Annotated in this window: 12 protein-coding genes; 5 read left to right on the top strand and 7 right to left on the bottom strand. The window is 50.9% G+C overall.

The genetic code is table 11. The annotated features are described in order from the left end of the window. Positions 1-136: 136 nt before the first annotated feature. The gene (gene dusA, locus C3Z11_RS07545) at positions 137-1,147 is read right to left on the bottom strand and encodes a tRNA dihydrouridine(20/20a) synthase DusA (RefSeq protein WP_106477325.1); all 1,011 of its coding nucleotides are present in this window, start codon (positions 1,145-1,147) and stop codon (positions 137-139) included. A 2,358-nt stretch (positions 1,148-3,505) separates the two neighbouring features. Here dusA and C3Z11_RS07540 point away from each other — a divergent pair. Further along, positions 3,506-4,162 carry a C40 family peptidase gene (locus C3Z11_RS07540; protein ID WP_106477324.1) on the top strand — a complete coding sequence of 219 codons (657 nt, stop codon included), beginning with the start codon at positions 3,506-3,508 and terminating at the stop codon, positions 4,160-4,162. 19 nt (positions 4,163-4,181) lie between these two features. Here C3Z11_RS07540 and C3Z11_RS07535 read toward each other — a convergent pair whose 3' ends face one another. From C3Z11_RS07535 to lysB, 3 genes are all read right to left on the bottom strand, one after another. Beyond that, complete coding sequence (locus C3Z11_RS07535; RefSeq protein ID WP_106477323.1) at positions 4,182-4,562, bottom strand: DUF7079 family protein; 381 nt, start codon at positions 4,560-4,562, stop codon at positions 4,182-4,184. Between the two features lie 537 nt (positions 4,563-5,099). Next, positions 5,100-5,342 (bottom strand): Rz1-like lysis system protein LysC, encoded by a 243-nt coding sequence (lysC, locus tag C3Z11_RS17265; protein ID WP_394810200.1) that lies wholly within the window; start codon positions 5,340-5,342, stop codon positions 5,100-5,102. Continuing rightward, positions 5,230-5,676: an Rz-like lysis system protein LysB gene (lysB, locus tag C3Z11_RS07530; RefSeq protein WP_106477322.1), complete on the bottom strand. Its 447-nt coding sequence runs from the start codon at positions 5,674-5,676 to the stop codon at positions 5,230-5,232. Before lysB ends, lysC begins: the two co-directional genes overlap by 113 nt. Positions 5,677-6,243: 567 nt before the next feature. On the opposite strand from lysB, the gene C3Z11_RS07525 reads away from it, so the two are divergent. Next, the gene (locus tag C3Z11_RS07525) at positions 6,244-7,545 is read left to right on the top strand and encodes a carbohydrate porin (RefSeq protein ID WP_262927289.1); all 1,302 of its coding nucleotides are present in this window, start codon (positions 6,244-6,246) and stop codon (positions 7,543-7,545) included. Positions 7,546-7,744: 199 nt separating this feature from the next. Here the strand turns inward: C3Z11_RS07525 and C3Z11_RS17260 are convergent, their stop codons facing one another. Next, complete coding sequence (locus C3Z11_RS17260) at positions 7,745-8,104, bottom strand: LrgB family protein (protein ID WP_106477320.1); 360 nt, start codon at positions 8,102-8,104, stop codon at positions 7,745-7,747. 425 nt (positions 8,105-8,529) lie between these two features. Here C3Z11_RS17260 and C3Z11_RS07515 point away from each other — a divergent pair, with 425 nt between their 5' ends. Then, entirely contained in the window at positions 8,530-9,429 is a 900-nt protein-coding gene (locus tag C3Z11_RS07515) for a LysR family transcriptional regulator (RefSeq protein WP_106477319.1), read from the top strand. 160 nt (positions 9,430-9,589) lie between these two features. Continuing rightward, positions 9,590-10,567 carry an NADPH:quinone reductase gene (locus C3Z11_RS07510; protein WP_106477318.1) on the top strand — a complete coding sequence of 326 codons (978 nt, stop codon included), beginning with the start codon at positions 9,590-9,592 and terminating at the stop codon, positions 10,565-10,567. A gap of 105 nt (positions 10,568-10,672) precedes the next feature. Here the strand turns inward: C3Z11_RS07510 and cydC are convergent, their stop codons facing one another. Next, complete coding sequence (cydC, locus tag C3Z11_RS07505; RefSeq protein ID WP_106477317.1) at positions 10,673-12,451, bottom strand: thiol reductant ABC exporter subunit CydC; 1,779 nt, start codon at positions 12,449-12,451, stop codon at positions 10,673-10,675. After that, positions 12,444-14,216 carry a thiol reductant ABC exporter subunit CydD gene (gene cydD / locus C3Z11_RS07500; RefSeq protein ID WP_106477316.1) on the bottom strand — a complete coding sequence of 591 codons (1,773 nt, stop codon included), beginning with the start codon at positions 14,214-14,216 and terminating at the stop codon, positions 12,444-12,446. The genes cydC and cydD overlap by 8 nt, the downstream gene beginning before the upstream one ends. A gap of 175 nt (positions 14,217-14,391) precedes the next feature. Here cydD and gltX point away from each other — a divergent pair, with 175 nt between their 5' ends. After that, positions 14,392-15,873 carry a glutamate--tRNA ligase gene (gene gltX / locus C3Z11_RS07495; protein WP_106477315.1) on the top strand — a complete coding sequence of 494 codons (1,482 nt, stop codon included), beginning with the start codon at positions 14,392-14,394 and terminating at the stop codon, positions 15,871-15,873. The last annotated feature ends 19 nt before the right edge of the window (positions 15,874-15,892 follow it).

The following is a 15,892-nucleotide window of genomic DNA, read 5'->3' as shown; positions in this document are numbered from 1 at the left end:
TAGTGGTATGAAGAAATGCGCTGCGCGCCTGCTTTGGCAGCGGAAAGATGGGGTGGGGACTGTTGAAATTCGATCAAAAAAACGACGCCAAGTATTGGCGTCGTACAGCCTCAGGGCACTCTGAGGCCTTGTTTTATCAGGCTGAGCTAGTCGATAGATCGGCTACCAGTGCTATGGCTTCATCATAGACGTCAAGACCCGCGCCGGGACGAAATGCATTCTCGGAAAGATGACGACGAAAGGCTCGCCCGCCGCGGCAACCCTGAAAAATACCCAGAATATGACGAGTCATATGATTAAGCTTGCTACCAGCGTTTAATTGCTGAGCTACGTAATCGCGGTAAGCAGCAAGTACTTCATGGCGGGTGGGGAGCGGCGTTGTGGCGCCGTACAGGGCCTGGTCTATCTCCGCCAATATATAAGGGTTCTGATACGCTTCACGTCCGACCATGACGCTATCGACATGCCTAAGTTGTTCGAGGCAATCGTCGAGCGTCTTGATACCGCCGTTGATCCCAATATGTAACTCGGGATGTTTCGCCTTCAGACGATGCACACGTGCGTAGTTGAGTGGCGGGACATCGCGATTCTCTTTAGGCGACAACCCCTGTAACCACGCCTTGCGTGCGTGGATGGTAAAAATGTCACAGCCGCTTTGACTCACAGTGTCGATAAAACACTCGAGATCATGATCCTCGTCCTGGTCGTCAATACCTATGCGGCACTTGATCGTAACGGGAATCGATACCGCATCTTGCATTGTTCTTATGCACTCGGCGACCAGTTTCGGATGCCCCATCAGGCAAGCGCCAATCAGGTTGTTCTGCACACGGTCACTTGGACAGCCGACATTGAGATTGACCTCGTCATATCCCCATTGCTCAGCAATCACCGCGCATTTGGCAAGCTCAGCCGGGTTACTGCCGCCGAGTTGTAAGGCGAGAGGATGTTCTGTTTCGTGATAACCAAGAAACCTCTCACGAGGTGTGCCGTGCAGGATCGCACCGGTCGTTACCATCTCGGTATAAAGCAGTGCTCGTCGCGTCAGGCAACGTGCAAAGGCGCGATAATGCCGGTCCGTCCAGTCCATCATCGGTGCAACGGAAAAACGGCGAGCGGCATTAGCAAGCGGTACGCCAGTATTCATGCAGGTTTCGGAGATTTTGGATGGCATGATAGTGGTATGAATTTAAAGTGTTTTGGGCATGTTCAAAAGAGCCCGTGCCGTGAAGATGCTGAGCCGTGGACTTTCATTTGCCAAAAGAATAAAGCGTGGCACAAAGGCATGAGCTATAAAAAGCAGCTAGTTTCTCATATCCCTTGCATGGTCGCATTAAGTACGGTGATAAGCGGTGCATGCTTGCGCTAGATAGCAACTACAAAATACAGTTATGGCGAGAGACGTAACTAGTATGTTCTGCATCCAGCGGTGATGCTAAACACTAGTACTAATGACGAAGGGCTTAAGTTGCCAGCCGCTAGTGGGCTATAGCCGACAAACACCTGTAAAATTTCTACGATTGAATAAAAAAAGAAGAGCTTAAGCTCTTCTTTTCCTTCGAACAGCTCAGGAAACATCCTTGTTTCCTAGCGCTATCAATGCCTTCCAGGCAGCACTGAGTTGTTCATATTGCTATGAGGTCTATCTTTCGCAACTCATTGTCGTGGTGATGACCTCCTTCACTTGCTTCAGAGTCAAAATGTGTTTCTTAGGCAAAGTCACCAACCCTTAACGATGTTAAGCCTTGATTCTTTTGCTGCTTGCATCGATCCGTGATGCATGCACAAAAAGGCTATTCCTTTCGTTCTATATCCTACGTAGTGACATCCTGTCACTACGTAGGTGAGCATCCATGCTCATCAGGGTAAATTCATCTTAACAACGCCGAATTAATTGTACAAACATTAAATTGTTAAGAAGCGTTATTGAACCATTAGAGCTGAAGTAGATAAAAACTGCTTAAAAAACAACGATTTTTAAGTAATATTTAATATTTTGTTCTACAAAACCGTTACGATCCGTTTTGCTTCCGTTTCTATAGCTGTGGGTTGAGTAGTGTAAAATCAACCCCAGCAGAATATTGGCATGAAGGCCTACAGTGGGAGGTGCCCAACGTTTGCTATGTAGATGCCCACGGTACAAAGAAAGATCATGACTATGTCTGTATTTTCGGGGAGGGAGACATAGCGCGGGCAGGTATATCGGGTATAGGTAGGGATGATTTAAGCGTGGGACGTTTTGATAGGAATCTAATGAATCCTGTTATGGCGCTACGGCTGTAAAAACGTTTCGCTAGTTGTTGATAGCGGTTGTTGTGTTGGGATCAGGTGGGTTTTCGGGTGATTACTATGAATAAGGATATTTTTCCTCTATTTTAAGGAGTTTGAAATAAACGAAGTAGCTTATACATAGGCGCTTGCAATGAGTGGATAGCGATAAAGTGAAGTGATGAATTATGCCAATCCGATTAGTCATGGCTTGTTTATCTGATTGTAAGAAAACTGTCATTACTTCGCTTAACACTGTCGGTAGAAATTCAATCAACTGCGAGTGCAAAGAGTATGGAATGGTGCAATATGGTTATAACCATTTTTTTAGGTTTGTGTGTGTTAGGTTATGTTGAACTTGGCTCTCAAGTATATAAGCGATTTCAAGAGTGCCGTATCCAGCCTCTTTGCGGCAGTGAAGATAAAAGGCATGTGAGTAATTTTTTTATTGCCTGATACTCATGATGTCGGTCACGCACATAGTTTAAAACTAATGCTTAGATAGTGTATTGGTATAATGATAAGAGGACGTTTACTAATTAAATGGCCTTATTGCATGGCTTTCGTAAACCATCTTCGGCCATCCTTGCATTTATAAAATGTTCCTTTGTCACTTCTGTAGCCTCATAAAAAGCTTAAAGGCGGCCCTTTAAATACTCTAAGCCAAGCCGCCGCAAGGTGAGCTAATGTTCTCTAACCACTACCTTGTGTTGTGAGCGCCTCTGAAAGAGTGATGGTGCGATAACCACGAAAGCGAAGCCAGGCCCACACTAGGCACCATGCACCAGGAAGTGGCTGGTAAAACAAGGCACGGCAGTATATACGTGCGGCGAGCCTTGGGGTGGCGCTTAGTGATTCATCGAAGAGCCGGCCTCGATGATCAGCGACCAGATAATGATATTTTCGACGCATTTGGTTCGCGCTCCTTGATTAATTTCACGCCTAAAGCATTTTTTATTATCTAGGTCGGTATTATTTTAGCCTGTGCAAGGAGATAAGATCTGTGAATAAGCGGCATGTTTTGGCGTGATAATAGTGCTTGCCCGCACTCAAGATTCCTTTTGAGCTTCATTTGTTCGCTGGGCTTGTACGTTTTGTGCTCAAAGCGCTTTTGGTAAAGCTACAGCTACACTCTGGCCGTATCGCGTGATATCACTAGGGTGTGCCTGATTTCCTTCTTTCTTTATTAGAGCGTATCAGGCTCGCCATTCGGCAAAATTTATCGAGTAGTAGCTTCATGCGATTCTTTGTTCTCTTTTTTATTTTTTTCCTTTTTTCCTTTTTACCATCGGTGCCGACGCCATTTGTACAGAAAGCGTTTGCCCATTCTCATCATCTTATCCAGCCCGCTCATGGGACAAAAAGTGAGCTACGAGCCAGAAGGCTTCGAGAGAAGCGGGCGGAAAAAGGTGGTTCGTCTTCTTTGCCATTACAGCGTTCAGCACGGCAGAGTTCCGTATCACTCAAGAAGAAATCGCTTCAACATACGCAGAAAAGACAACAGGAAGCTATTGCTACGCTGTTGGATCAGTTAGGCAAGCCCTATCTGTGGGGGGGGACGTCACCTCATGCTGGCTTTGACTGTAGCGGACTGATTTACTATGCCTACCGTAATTTATTGAGTATTCCGCTGCCACGGACCGCTGATGAGATGTATCGCCTTGAGGAGGCGCCATTAGTAGGCAGGAATAACCTTAAGCGTGGTGATCTAGTTTTCTTTCAGATTCATACTCTTCGTGCAGCTGACCATGTCGGCGTATATCTTGGTAATGGAAAATTTATCCAGGCGCCCCGGACGGGGGCGAACATTCGTATCAGCTCGATCAATAGCGCTTACTGGGACAAACACTATCTTGGGGCACGACGTTTGATTACGCAGTATACGGTGCGCTAGGCGTGCGGGAGGGCATCGGTTAATAGGGGCGTTTGTAAATAGTGATCAAGGCTTGCTCAATGGAATACCACTCCCCTTGTAGCGTCCGCTGCAGATATCGGGAATGTATGTTGTCTTTGATCCGATAAAGTATACTGTGCTTACGCTGGCGCAGATGGTTCTGAATAGCATCACTTAGCCATTGAGCATCGAATCCTGCCCAGGTAGGGGGGATCGGGGCGGTATGATGGCCATGGCATACTGGCGCTACCTCCCTGAAAAAAGCCTCTTCCAATAAGGCTAAGTCATAACCTTTGAGTCCTTGGGCGATGACGCTATAGTTGGTTTTGTTATCAACAAACACTTCAGCAAGCGTTTCCCATATGTATTGTCTTTCAGCGTTGCTTAGCGTGTTGGTCATAACAGCGCTCTAGTTTAGCGTTGGATGCTTCTATCTAGCATGCGGTTTCTGCGTAGTTGAGCAATCGTTACTTTTACCTACTGGCAAAGTATTAATACAAATAGCATGAATTTGTACGCTGATACGCGCTTGTATGTTAATACTTTAGAATTATCTTAATATCGTAGACTGATTCTACACGAAAAAGCGCGCTCTGCATGACGATGCAAAAAATACCAGAAAAAACGCTATTACCCCTTGCACCAGATGAAAGCCGCCGATACGGAGAATGAGCGACAGACAGCTATGAGCGTAAGGGGCGAGAACTATCGTAGGATGAGCTGCAGCGGGCCAGTATCACGTACTGCCCACGCGTTTATGTCATGACGTAAAAAAGATTCACTCCGCGGTTAAAGTAAATGAATGCTGTGCCGATAATCACTTTGAACATGCAGTTGTTATTTCGGCCTTGGCTTTTATGCCAAGGCTTTTTTTTGCTTGTATGAATGCAGCGCGCCATAACAAAAGCATTTATCGGTACACGTGTAGTTCATATCATTATTCGACGTGCTCCTTAGCTTCACCTTCCTGCTGCGCATTGGCATGGCAGTTAATGATGGTGTCGACCTTAACAGCGCATTGCGCCCAGGCTACTTCGCTCTGTTCCAGTTGCAGATTCAAATCGCCATTATTGTTCGGATTCGACGCTGGCAGTGTGCATGGGCTCGGTGTCGCGCATTGATTGATAATAAGCGTCGGCGCCGGTGTAGGCGGGGTGCTTGTGCATGCGGATAACGGCATCAGGCAGGCGAGTAGCGGCCCAGTCGCGAAGGTCGGTATTTTCATTTTGTAGCTCCTTGATCGCTGCCAGTCGGTTAGAGGCAAGGCGTGTCAGTTCATTCATTCTCGCGTTAGATTCTCGTCGCTGTGACTCGATAGTGGCGGCATTTTGCCAAAGTGCACTAATGACGAGTTCCTTCTGCTGCTCGCGTTGCCGAGCATGTTCAAGCTGTTCCTCTGCCAGTGTGGCTCGTGCTTCTGTAGCGCTAAGGCGTTCATAGATGCCCCATATGCCCAGAGTTGCCACAAGCGTAACCACCCCCCAGATGACAACTCGAGATGTCAGTATCGTCATTACTTGCCGCTCCCTACCCAGTACTGCGAATGTTTGAATAGCGATACTTCTGATGGTGCTATCGCTTTGGAATTGCCATAACTAACATTCCATAGCGCAGTGGATTTGCTCAACTGAGGCGGCGTGTGTGGAGCATGCTTACACTCCACGCGTAACAATATTAGGTGGGCTAGTGATGAGATCGGCATGTCAAGGTAAGACGTATGAAACGTATGAGGTGATCAAGAGAAGATGATATCGAAAATGAATAAAAAAGCGTCCAAGGTATATTGGAATACAATTGGACGTGGCCTTCCTGAGATGGGGATGATTTTTATCAGGCAACAGAATTGTTGCCTGTTTCCTGGCAGTAGATCGAAAAGCTAATTCACGCCGTTACTGTATGTACACAGTTATTCTGTTCTGGCCAAAACAAAACATGCCATTCATCAGCTTGGGATTGAGGCTTTATTTTGAGACTAAAGTTTAATAAATCTTGGCGATCAGTACGTTAACGTGAGAGAGGAAAAATATTAAGGTACAATTAAGTTTAGGTGGTGCCTAACTTACGTAAGGGGGAGATGAACAGTGAACAAAAGATTTCATTACGCGACATTTATGCTTGGCTTGTGGTGTGCCTGCGGTCAGGCTCAGGCCTATTCCGCGTTCGGTCAGGATTCCCCCTGGATGTTTGGTGACTGGAACGGCAAGCGTAGTGAGCTGAGTAATAAGGGAATCGATTTCGATCTTCGCTACATTTCAGAGTCGGCCTGGAATGCCCATGGCGGCTACGATCATGACCGTACTGTTCGTTATAGCGATCAGTGGACAGCAGGAATCAATTTTGATCTAGACAAATTGCTGGGTATTTCTAATGCAGAGTTCCAGTTCACGCTGACCGATCGTAATGGCGATGATTTGACTGCTGACCGTCTAGTGAATCCTGCGGCGGGCAACGTATCCTCGGTTCAGGAGGTTCATGGCCGCGGTAACATTACTCGTATTACCCAGCTGTGGTACCGCCAGCGCTTTTATGATGATGCATTAGCTATCAAGGTTGGCCGGATACCTGTAGGTGATGATTTTGCCGTCATTGACAGTAATTTTCAGAACCTCTTCCTAGGCAGCGGCGAACCGGGTAACCAGGCTGGCGGTATCTGGTATAACTGGCCGGTAAGTCAATGGGCGACGACGGCACGCTGGAATTTCTCTCCTGCGTATTACGCTCAGATCGGCTTTTTCAATATTAATCCTTCCAATCTTGATACTGATCATGGCCTTGATCTCAAGCATAGTGGCACTACCGGCACGTTGATCCCGGTAGAGTTTGGTTGGACCCCTAAGTTGGGAGCAGAAGGATTGGCCGGCAAGTACAAGCTTGGTGGGTATTACAGCACTGCCGATGCGACCGATTATGACGCAGACGATGAAGGCACCAAGGATTATCGTGTCGGTGCCTACTATGTCATCCAGCAACAGGTCACAACGCACAATGGCGATGCGTCACGAGGTATGTCGCTGTTTTCCATGGGCACTTGGAATGATAAGGATACGGCATACATCGATAAGTATATCTCTATTGGTATGAGCTATACGGGGCCTTTCGATGCACGACCCAAGGATGATTTTGGTATCGGGCTAGCCTGGGCCAACGTCAACGACAACTATGATCGCTACACGCGACGGAGCAACGAGGATTTGGCTGGCCCCGCGTCACCCGGTTATCTCGTTGCCCAGGGTGAAGAGTATGACGCTGAAATTTACTACGGTTTCCATATGGCTAATTGGCTGACACTGCGTCCCAATGTGCAATATGTCATTCATCCCGGGGGCAATAGTGATACGGACAATGCCATCGTCGGTGGGTTTATGGCCAAGGTGGATTTCTAATATTCATGGTGGAACCGGGGGGCTTCCCAGTTAAGTAACTAAACTTTTAGCCCTGCCTATAAGACGCCGCTGAGCCAAATGGCTCAGCGGCGTCTTGGCATCCGATGCTTGGTGTCAGCGTTCAGGAAAGAGGCTGACGCATAACATGAAATCGCTTGGATAAACGCAATATAAATAGTAACTGTCTATCGAGAAGTGATCAGTCAGTAAAAGATGCGCCGGTTGCTCTAGGCAGAGCAACCAATGGCGCATAAAGGAAGTACAACTGCACTGAAAGCACCATTGAACCCCATGGCCAGGCTGGCAAATACGCCGACCTGAGGGCTAATGGAAAACCGCGCATCGTCAACACACCATGCCCATTAATACCGAGCGCAAAGCCCCGTATGCGAGGCTCGGTGCAGCGTAGCCGGTGCGCGAACCCGGGAGTGATACTGGTGGCAAGAATGCCAATAATAGTCACCACTCCCACGGTCAGGGTCGCAATGCTGCCAAGTCTCGTGCTGCTACCCACTGCTAGTGGAGTAATGGCAGCTTTAGGAGCGAGAGATTCAAGCATTGCGGATAAAGGTCCATTAAATAGCCGATATCAGCTGTGGTTCCTGCAGCGATGCAACTGCAGATAGACAGCTCACAGTCAAAGAAATAATCAGGCGCTTGATCTCTGCTGAAACTGTTCAAAAAGTGGCGCCGTGTGTCTCACTGCCGCTGGGCCAAGCAGCAGGATCATCCAGTGGCCCTCAATCTCTAATTTGCTATAGCGTGATAGCCCACAATGCAATCATGTAAGCGTCGAGCATCAACCCGATGACCTACATGTTTTTCCTGTCAGCCGATCATGGAAGCTCTAGAACGGAAACCGGAAGCAGTGCTGGATAAGTGAAGTATAACGGAGCAAAGATTGCGGAATAAGCGCATACAATTGAAATCCTAAGTTTCCATATATGACACAATGACAAATAGAAACGTGTAGAAGGGAATATAATGGCTGTTCTGGATACGCTCAGAGTCTTCGTTGAGGTGGTTAAGGCAGGCAGTTTTACCAGTGCGGCACGCCGGCTCGGTATTTCCAAATCATTGGTATCCAAGCGCGTTGCTGCGTTGGAGCAAGAGTTAGGCGTCAGCTTGTTGAATCGTTCTACTCGATCACTGTATTTGACCGAGGCTGGGCGGATCTATTACGAGCATGGCCTACGCATACGAGAAGAGCTTGAATCGGCCGAGGCGCAGGTTCAGTCGGTGACATCTCGACCAAGAGGACAGCTCAAGGTAAGCGCTCAGGTGACGTTCGGTTATATGTATCTCGCTGAGCCTACCACTGCCTTTATGCGCCGCTACCCTGATATCAGCGTTGAGCTCCTGCTTGAGGATCAGCGTTTTGATCCGGTTGATGAAAGCGTTGATCTAGCCATTCGCATGGGGCCGTTGCCACCGTCGAGCATGGTGTCGCGTCCCTTATGCAAAGTGGTTTATGGACTTTTTGCAGCTCCTGATTATTTGGCGCGTATCGAACCGCCAACTCATCCGCTTGAGATACCCCGTTACGACACTGTGTTTTACGGCAATTATGACCTTGGTGCCCATTGGCGATTCTCACTCAACGGCCAACCACTCGACGTCGAGCCGCATTCACGATTGATGATCAATAATCTGCTGGGTGTTGTTGAGGGAGCTAAAGCGGGATTTGGACTGGCCTATATGCCGACCTTTGCCGCGCGTGCTGCGCTCGAGGCGGGAGAGCTCATACCGCTATTACAGCCTTACTGGAATGAGCATGGCAGTATGGTCGTGTTGTTCCGTAGTCGCCATTATCTCCCTGACAAGACACGGAGCTATCTTGATTTTTTAACAGAGTGGTTCGGGACTCGACTGGGGGCACTTTAGGTACGAGATGACATGCGTTATAAGTAATCCTTCCATTATCAGACAGTCTTATCGAACGATATTGGGAAGGCTGCGGTGTGCCCCGACGTTTCCTATATAAATATAAACGGCCATCATGAAAACAGCAGCAAACGATCGCTAATCGATTAAGGATGCTTTCATGGCAAGACGTATTCAATTTTCCCAGACGGGTGGACCTGAGGTGCTTGATTATGTCGGGTTCGAAACGGACGAGCCGGGGCCCTCGGAAGTACGCGTGCATAACCGCGCCATTGGGCTTAATTTTATCGATGTCTATGTGCGCACTGGGCTTTATCCTGTGGCATCTCTGCCTTCCGGACTCGGCACTGAAGCGGCAGGGATAGTTGACGCTGTCGGTAGCGAGGTCGAGCATCTCGCCGTCGGTGATCGTGTAGCCTATGCTCAAGCTCCGCTTGGAGCTTACAGCGATGTCCATATCGTGCCAGCGGACAAGGTCGTCAGATTGCCGGCTGCAGTCGGATTCGATCAGGCCGCAGCCGGGATGCTCAAGGGGTTGACCGTACAATATTTGTTTCGTCAAACCTACCGTTTGCAAGGCGGAGAAACGATTTTGTTTCATGCCGCGGCGGGTGGTGTGGGCTCTATTGCCTGTCAGTGGGCGAAAGCGCTTGGCGTCAAGCTGATCGGCACGGTTTCGACGCCGGAGAAAGCGGCGCTTGCCAAGCGAAATGGCGCCTGGGAAACGATCAATTACACCGAAGAGAATGTTGTCGAGCGGGTAAAGGAATTAACTAACGGTGAAATGTGTCCGGTAGTTTATGATTCGGTTGGCAAGAGCACTTGGGAAACATCGCTTAACTGTCTGCAAAAGCGCGGCATGATGGTCAGCTTCGGTAATGCATCGGGGCCGGTCGAAGGTGTTAATCTCGCCATTCTCAACCAGAAGGGATCGCTTTATGTGACGCGCCCGAGTCTGGCAGGTTATGCCGATACGCGAGAGCGCTTCGAAGCGATGAGCGAAGAACTCTTTTCCATGGTGGCCAGTGACAAGGTACATATCAATGTGTCACATCGTTATCGCTTAAGCGAGGCAGGGGAGGCGCAGCAGGCGCTGGTCGACCGACGCACTACAGGCTCGACTATTCTAATTCCTTAAGAAATGGGCAACTCCAAATAGCATTGCTGTCTGCATGCCGTTCAGATATTCAGATATGAAAGCGCGCCTCACCATGAGGCGCGCTTTGTCTTTATTGATATAAAGTTAGAGCACGATTTGTCTATTGAGCGCCGCGTAGCGGCTGCCAGAATCTGTCAGCAGTGTCTGAGGCGCGCCGACTTCAAGCAAGCGGCCTTCATCAAGAATACCGATGCGATCAAAGCGCCCCAGCCCATTGAGATGATGGGTGATCAATACCAATGTGCGGTTTTTACAACGGCGCTCGATCTCGTTGAGCACACGCGTTTCTGTTGCAGTATCGAGCCCTTCAGTAGGCTCATCGAGCAATACTACCGGCGCTTGAGAGAGCAAGGCACGGGCAATCCCGAAACGGCGCAATTGCCCGCCCGAAAGCGAAGTACCTCCTTCGTCAGGATAGCTGTCGAGCCCTTGGGGCTGGCTCTCCAGCCACTCGCCGAGCCCGAGCGCCTGCAACAGTTCGATCATTTCGGCATCGCTTGAGTGAGGCGCAGCAATCAGCAGGTTTTCGCGATACGTGGCAACGAAAAGGTGAACATCCTGTGGCGCGACGGCAAAGGCTCTGCGCAGGGTAGGCTCACTTAAGTCATCAAGGGCTACGCCACCCAGCTTGAGCTGCCCCTGGGCAGGCTCGATAAAACGGACCAAGGTATTGAGCAGCGTTGTCTTGCCACCGCCAGAAGGTCCCAGCAGTGCGAAATGTTCACCGGCGGCGAGTGAAAGAGTGACGTCTTCGAGTGCATATGTGCCGTCATCAAATACGACATGAAGATTATTGATGACAAGGCTTGCATCGGCAGGTACCGCACGGTCTTCCTCCGGGTAGACGATGCTTGGCACCTGAGCGGAAAGATCGTTCAGCCGATGTGCGGCACGTTGAATCCGCCCCAAGTTCTGCCATGCCTGCGGCAGCATGGCGATCGCTTCGAAAGAAGCCAATACGGTCAGCCCCATCAGCGCGATCAAGGTAGGGTCAAGCCGCTGCTCGCTGGCCAACCATGCAGCCAATGCCAGCGTGATAGTCATGGTCAGACCGAGGAGCGTCTGGGAAATGAGCTGCGAGCCTCCCCACAGCCTGGCGAGTTGGCGCTCTTTGTCATCCCGATGTTGCTGGGCTGTCGTCAGGCGTTCGGTCTCGCTTTGCCAGCGGCCATAGAGCAGCAGTTCTGGTAGAGAGGCCAGGCGCTCGATCAAGCGCGTACGCAGTTGCCCATTAAGCGTATGCCAGCGTGCCGAGTGTGCGTGCCCCAGTTTCCAAGCGAGCCAAGGGCCGAAAACACCTGATAAGAGCAGCGCAATAGCGGCGAATACGCCGATCATGGGTGCAAACACACCAATGACTACACCGCAGCCGATAATGGCGAATAGCGCAACGATCGATGGCGTCAGTACGCGTAGATAAAGATTATCCAACGCATCAATATCGGCGGTCAGGCGCGTCATCAGGTCACCGCTGCCGTAGCGCATCAACGCGGTAGGCGAGAGTGGCTCAATGGTGAGATAGACGCGCTTGCGCAGCGCTGATAATAATCTCAGCGTGCCTTCATGCGAGCTGACTCGTTCGCCGTAGCGCCCGCCGGTTCGCGCCAGCGCAAAAAAGCGCACGCCAGCCGAGGGAAGAAAAAAGTTGAAGGACTGCGCTGTCGCTACGGTCAGTCCAGCCAACGCCGAGGCACTCAAAAACCAGCCGGATAGCGCAATCAGCCCGACACTTGAAGCGAGGGCAATAAGGTTGAGAACGACGCCAACGCCGAGCAGTCCAGCGAACGGCTTCATTTGGCCCAGGTAGGGGGCCAGCTCGCGCAGCGTCTCTTTTTGAGTGTGGTGAGTAGAAGAATCAGCCATGAATTATATGCTCCGCAGGCAGGAAGTGATCAGCTAGCGGGCCGCCTGGGGCGCGTAGCACATCAAGGCTATCGAGTGCCTGCACTTTGCCCTGCTCAAGCATCAGAACGCGGTCAGACAGCTGTAGCAGTTCGAGGCGATGGGTCAACATGATGACCGTACGGCCCTTCTGTAGACGCCCGAGGGCACGCATTACCCGCGTTTCACTATCGCGGTCGAGACTGGCGGTAGGTTCATCAAGCAATACCAGCGGCGAATCTCTTAAGAACGCGCGGGCCAGCGCGATACGACGTGCCTGACCGCCGGAAACGGGTTGGCCGCCATCACCAAGGGCGGTGTCGAGTCCGAGCGGTAAACGTTGCACCCAGTCAGTGAGATCGGCCTCTTCAAGCGCCTCCCTTAACGCATCATCCGTGGCCTCGGGTCTGGCAAGACGCAGGTTGTCCGCCAATGTGCCGGATAGCAGGGTAGGGCGCTGACTGACCCAAGCGATGGCGCGTTGCCACGCATCGGATGAAAGCGTATCGATGGAGGTGCCATCGTCAATGCGTAAACTACCGCTTTCTGGGGGAAGAAAGCCCATCAGCAGATTGAGTAGCGTAGTTTTGCCGGCCCCGCTTGGGCCGATTACGGCCAACGTTTCGCCGGCTCTGATGTCAATATTTATCCGGTCAAGTGCCGGTGCGCTCTGGCCCTCGTAGCGACAGGTCACGTTGTCGAGACTGAGGCCCAGCTTTTTAGGCACCTGCCAGTCACTGCCTCCTTCGACTGTGGCGATGTCACGCTCAAGAATGGGGATAAGATCTTCTGCCGCGGCTTCCGCTTCGGCCTTGGCGTGGTAATGCGTGCCGAGATCACGTAGCGGTTGATAGAAATCGGGAGCAATGATCAGAATGAAGAGCCCAATGAACAGGTCGAGCCCATGCCCCCAGGTACCGAAATGGAAGTGGCCGAGGTAGGTAAAGCCGATATAGATCGCCAGCAGTGCGATTGAGACTGAGCTGAAGAATTCAAGCACCGTAGAAGAGAGGAACGCCAGACGCAGCACACGCATGGTCTTGGCGCGAAAGTTTTCTGATACTTCATGAATAATGGTGCCCTGGTGACGACTCACGCCGAACAGTTTGAGCGTGGATAGCCCGCGCAAGGTGTCGAGAAAGTGTCGGCTCATCCTCGTCATTTCAAGGAACTGCGCCTCCTGGCGATTCTTTGCGCCAATCCCGACCATGGCCATATTCAAGGGAATAAGCGGGCCGGTTACCAGAAGGATCAGGCCGGCGGCCCAGTTGAGAGGAAACACTGCCACCAGGATAAGCAGCGGAATGCTGACGCACAAAATCATTTGCGGACGATAATCTGCATAATAGCCTTGCAGGGAGTCGACCTGATCCCACACCCGATTACCCAGTGCGGCACTGTGCTGACGTCGTGCCCAGAGCGGCCCGAGTTCGCCAAGACGGTGCAGCAGATCACGACGGATCGATTGGCGTACCAGAATGCCTGCTCGTGTACCCGCCTCGGTCTTGATCCAGGCCAGTAGGCCTCGCGCGATGAAGGCCAGCGGCAAGATCAACAGCGGCACTATCACACTTGAAAACGAGGCGCTATCGATGACCATACGCTGGGCGATGGTCGCAATCGACCAGGCTTGCACGAAAAGCAGCAGCGTCGAGGCAGTAGCCGCCATGACCACAATATGAGACCAAATGCCGCCGCGACGGGCGTTGGCGGACAACCACTGACGTGACGTAGGGTAATCGCTCATGTCCACTCCAAGCTGATGATGGCATCTATTATAAAAGCCGAGTGCGTTACTATGTCATTGATGATAGCGACGTAGTGTCGCACGAATAAGTGAGAATCCCTCGCCAACGGCTGATGGTAACGATCTCTTCACGTATAATCGTGGCATCTTTCATCACCGCTATGGCCAGAGATTCATGACTGTACGTACCCGGATTGCACCGTCTCCGACAGGTGACCCTCATGTTGGCACCGCTTACGTCGCGCTGTTCAACCTTTGCTTTGCCAGGCAACACGGGGGGCAGTTCATTCTTCGTATCGAAGATACCGACCGTACCCGTTCGACACCCGAATCGGAGCAAATGATTCTCGATTCGCTGCGCTGGCTGGGACTTGAGTGGGATGAAGGCCCTGATGTCGGGGGCCCTCATGGTCCTTATCGTCAGAGTGAGCGTGGCGATATCTATACTCAGTATGCCCAGCAATTGCTCGATGATGGTCACGCTTTCAAGTGCTACCGTACCGCTGAGGAACTGGACGAATTACGTGATGCGCGCAAGGCTGAAGGGTTGTTCGTAGCCCTAAAACCTCAGGATCTGGCGTTGCCAGAGGAAGAGCAGCAGCGGCGTGAGGCAGAAGGGTGGCCATACGTTGTGCGTATGAAGATCCCCGCCGAAGGCGTCTGTATCGTCAATGACATGCTGCGAGGTGAAATCGAGCTCGACTGGTCACAGATCGATGCGCAGATCCTGCTCAAGTCGGACGGTATGCCAACCTATCATTTGGCCAATGTGGTTGACGATCATCTAATGGGCATCACGCATGTTCTGCGTGGCGAAGAGTGGATCAATTCAGCGCCCAAGCACAAGCTGCTCTATGAGTATTTCGGTTGGCCGATGCCTGAGCTCTGCCATTTGCCACTGCTGCGCAATCCGGACAAGTCCAAGCTATCCAAGCGCAAGAACCCAACCTCGATTAACTATTACCGTCGTATGGGTTATTTGCCCCAGGCGGTCCTGAATTATCTGGGACGTATGGGTTGGTCGATGCCGGATGAGCGTGAGAAGTTTACTCTCAACGAGATGATGGCAAATTTTGATATTCAGCGTGTCTCGCTGGGAGGACCGGTATTCGATCTTGAGAAACTCACATGGTTGAATGGCGTCTACCTGCGTGATGATCTGGATGATCAAGGCTTCCTGCGGATGCTCATGCAATGGGCTTTCAATGAAGAATATGTCGAAAGGATCATTCCTGAAGTGCGTCCACGCGTACAGACGCTGTCTGAAGTCATTCCGCTGGCGGGACATTTCTTCTCCGGCATGCCCTCTCTCAATGCACAAAGCTTCGATGGCATTAAGCTCGAACGTGAGACCACAGTAAAACTGCTTCAGTTCCTACTATGGCGTCTTGAAGTGCTACGCAGCTGGGACAAAGAAGCGCTGCTGGGTGAGGTAAAGGTCTTGGCTAACCATTTCGATCTCAAAATGAAAGGCTTCCTGGCGCCGGTCTTCGTCGCTATCACGGGTAGTCAAACGTCGACTTCAGTCATGGATGCTATGGTGATTCTGGGGTCAGACATGACTCGTGCGCGGTTGCGTCATGCCATTGAAGTGCTTGGTGGTGTTTCCAAGAAACAGGCCAAGGCACTTGAGAAGGAATATCGTGATATCGTCTGAACTCATGAAGCAGGGCAAT

The sequence above is a fragment of the Phytohalomonas tamaricis genome (assembly GCF_003012345.1).
In the GTDB taxonomy this organism is placed as follows: Bacteria; Pseudomonadota; Gammaproteobacteria; order Pseudomonadales; family Halomonadaceae; genus Phytohalomonas; species Phytohalomonas tamaricis.
The sequence above is the reverse complement of the archived record's forward strand: the minus strand, read 5'-3'. Positions and strand labels throughout refer to the sequence as shown.

What these genes read in the sequence shown, in the direction of transcription:
- gltX (WP_106477315.1), top strand. Translation starts at nt 14,392, where the DNA reads ATGACTGTACGTACCCGGATTGCACCGTCTCCGACAGGTGACCCTCAT.
- C3Z11_RS17260 (WP_106477320.1), bottom strand. Translation starts at nt 8,104, where the DNA reads ATGCTTGAATCTCTCGCTCCTAAAGCTGCCATTACTCCACTAGCAGTG.
- dusA (WP_106477325.1), bottom strand. Translation starts at nt 1,147, where the DNA reads ATGAATACTGGCGTACCGCTTGCTAATGCCGCTCGCCGTTTTTCCGTT.
- C3Z11_RS07540 (WP_106477324.1), top strand. Translation starts at nt 3,506, where the DNA reads ATGCGATTCTTTGTTCTCTTTTTTATTTTTTTCCTTTTTTCCTTTTTA.
- lysC (WP_394810200.1), bottom strand. Translation starts at nt 5,342, where the DNA reads ATGCCGTTATCCGCATGCACAAGCACCCCGCCTACACCGGCGCCGACG.
- cydD (WP_106477316.1), bottom strand. Translation starts at nt 14,216, where the DNA reads ATGAGCGATTACCCTACGTCACGTCAGTGGTTGTCCGCCAACGCCCGT.
- C3Z11_RS07535 (WP_106477323.1), bottom strand. Translation starts at nt 4,562, where the DNA reads ATGACCAACACGCTAAGCAACGCTGAAAGACAATACATATGGGAAACG.
- lysB (WP_106477322.1), bottom strand. Translation starts at nt 5,676, where the DNA reads ATGACGATACTGACATCTCGAGTTGTCATCTGGGGGGTGGTTACGCTT.
- cydC (WP_106477317.1), bottom strand. Translation starts at nt 12,451, where the DNA reads ATGGCTGATTCTTCTACTCACCACACTCAAAAAGAGACGCTGCGCGAG.
- C3Z11_RS07515 (WP_106477319.1), top strand. Translation starts at nt 8,530, where the DNA reads ATGGCTGTTCTGGATACGCTCAGAGTCTTCGTTGAGGTGGTTAAGGCA.
- C3Z11_RS07510 (WP_106477318.1), top strand. Translation starts at nt 9,590, where the DNA reads ATGGCAAGACGTATTCAATTTTCCCAGACGGGTGGACCTGAGGTGCTT.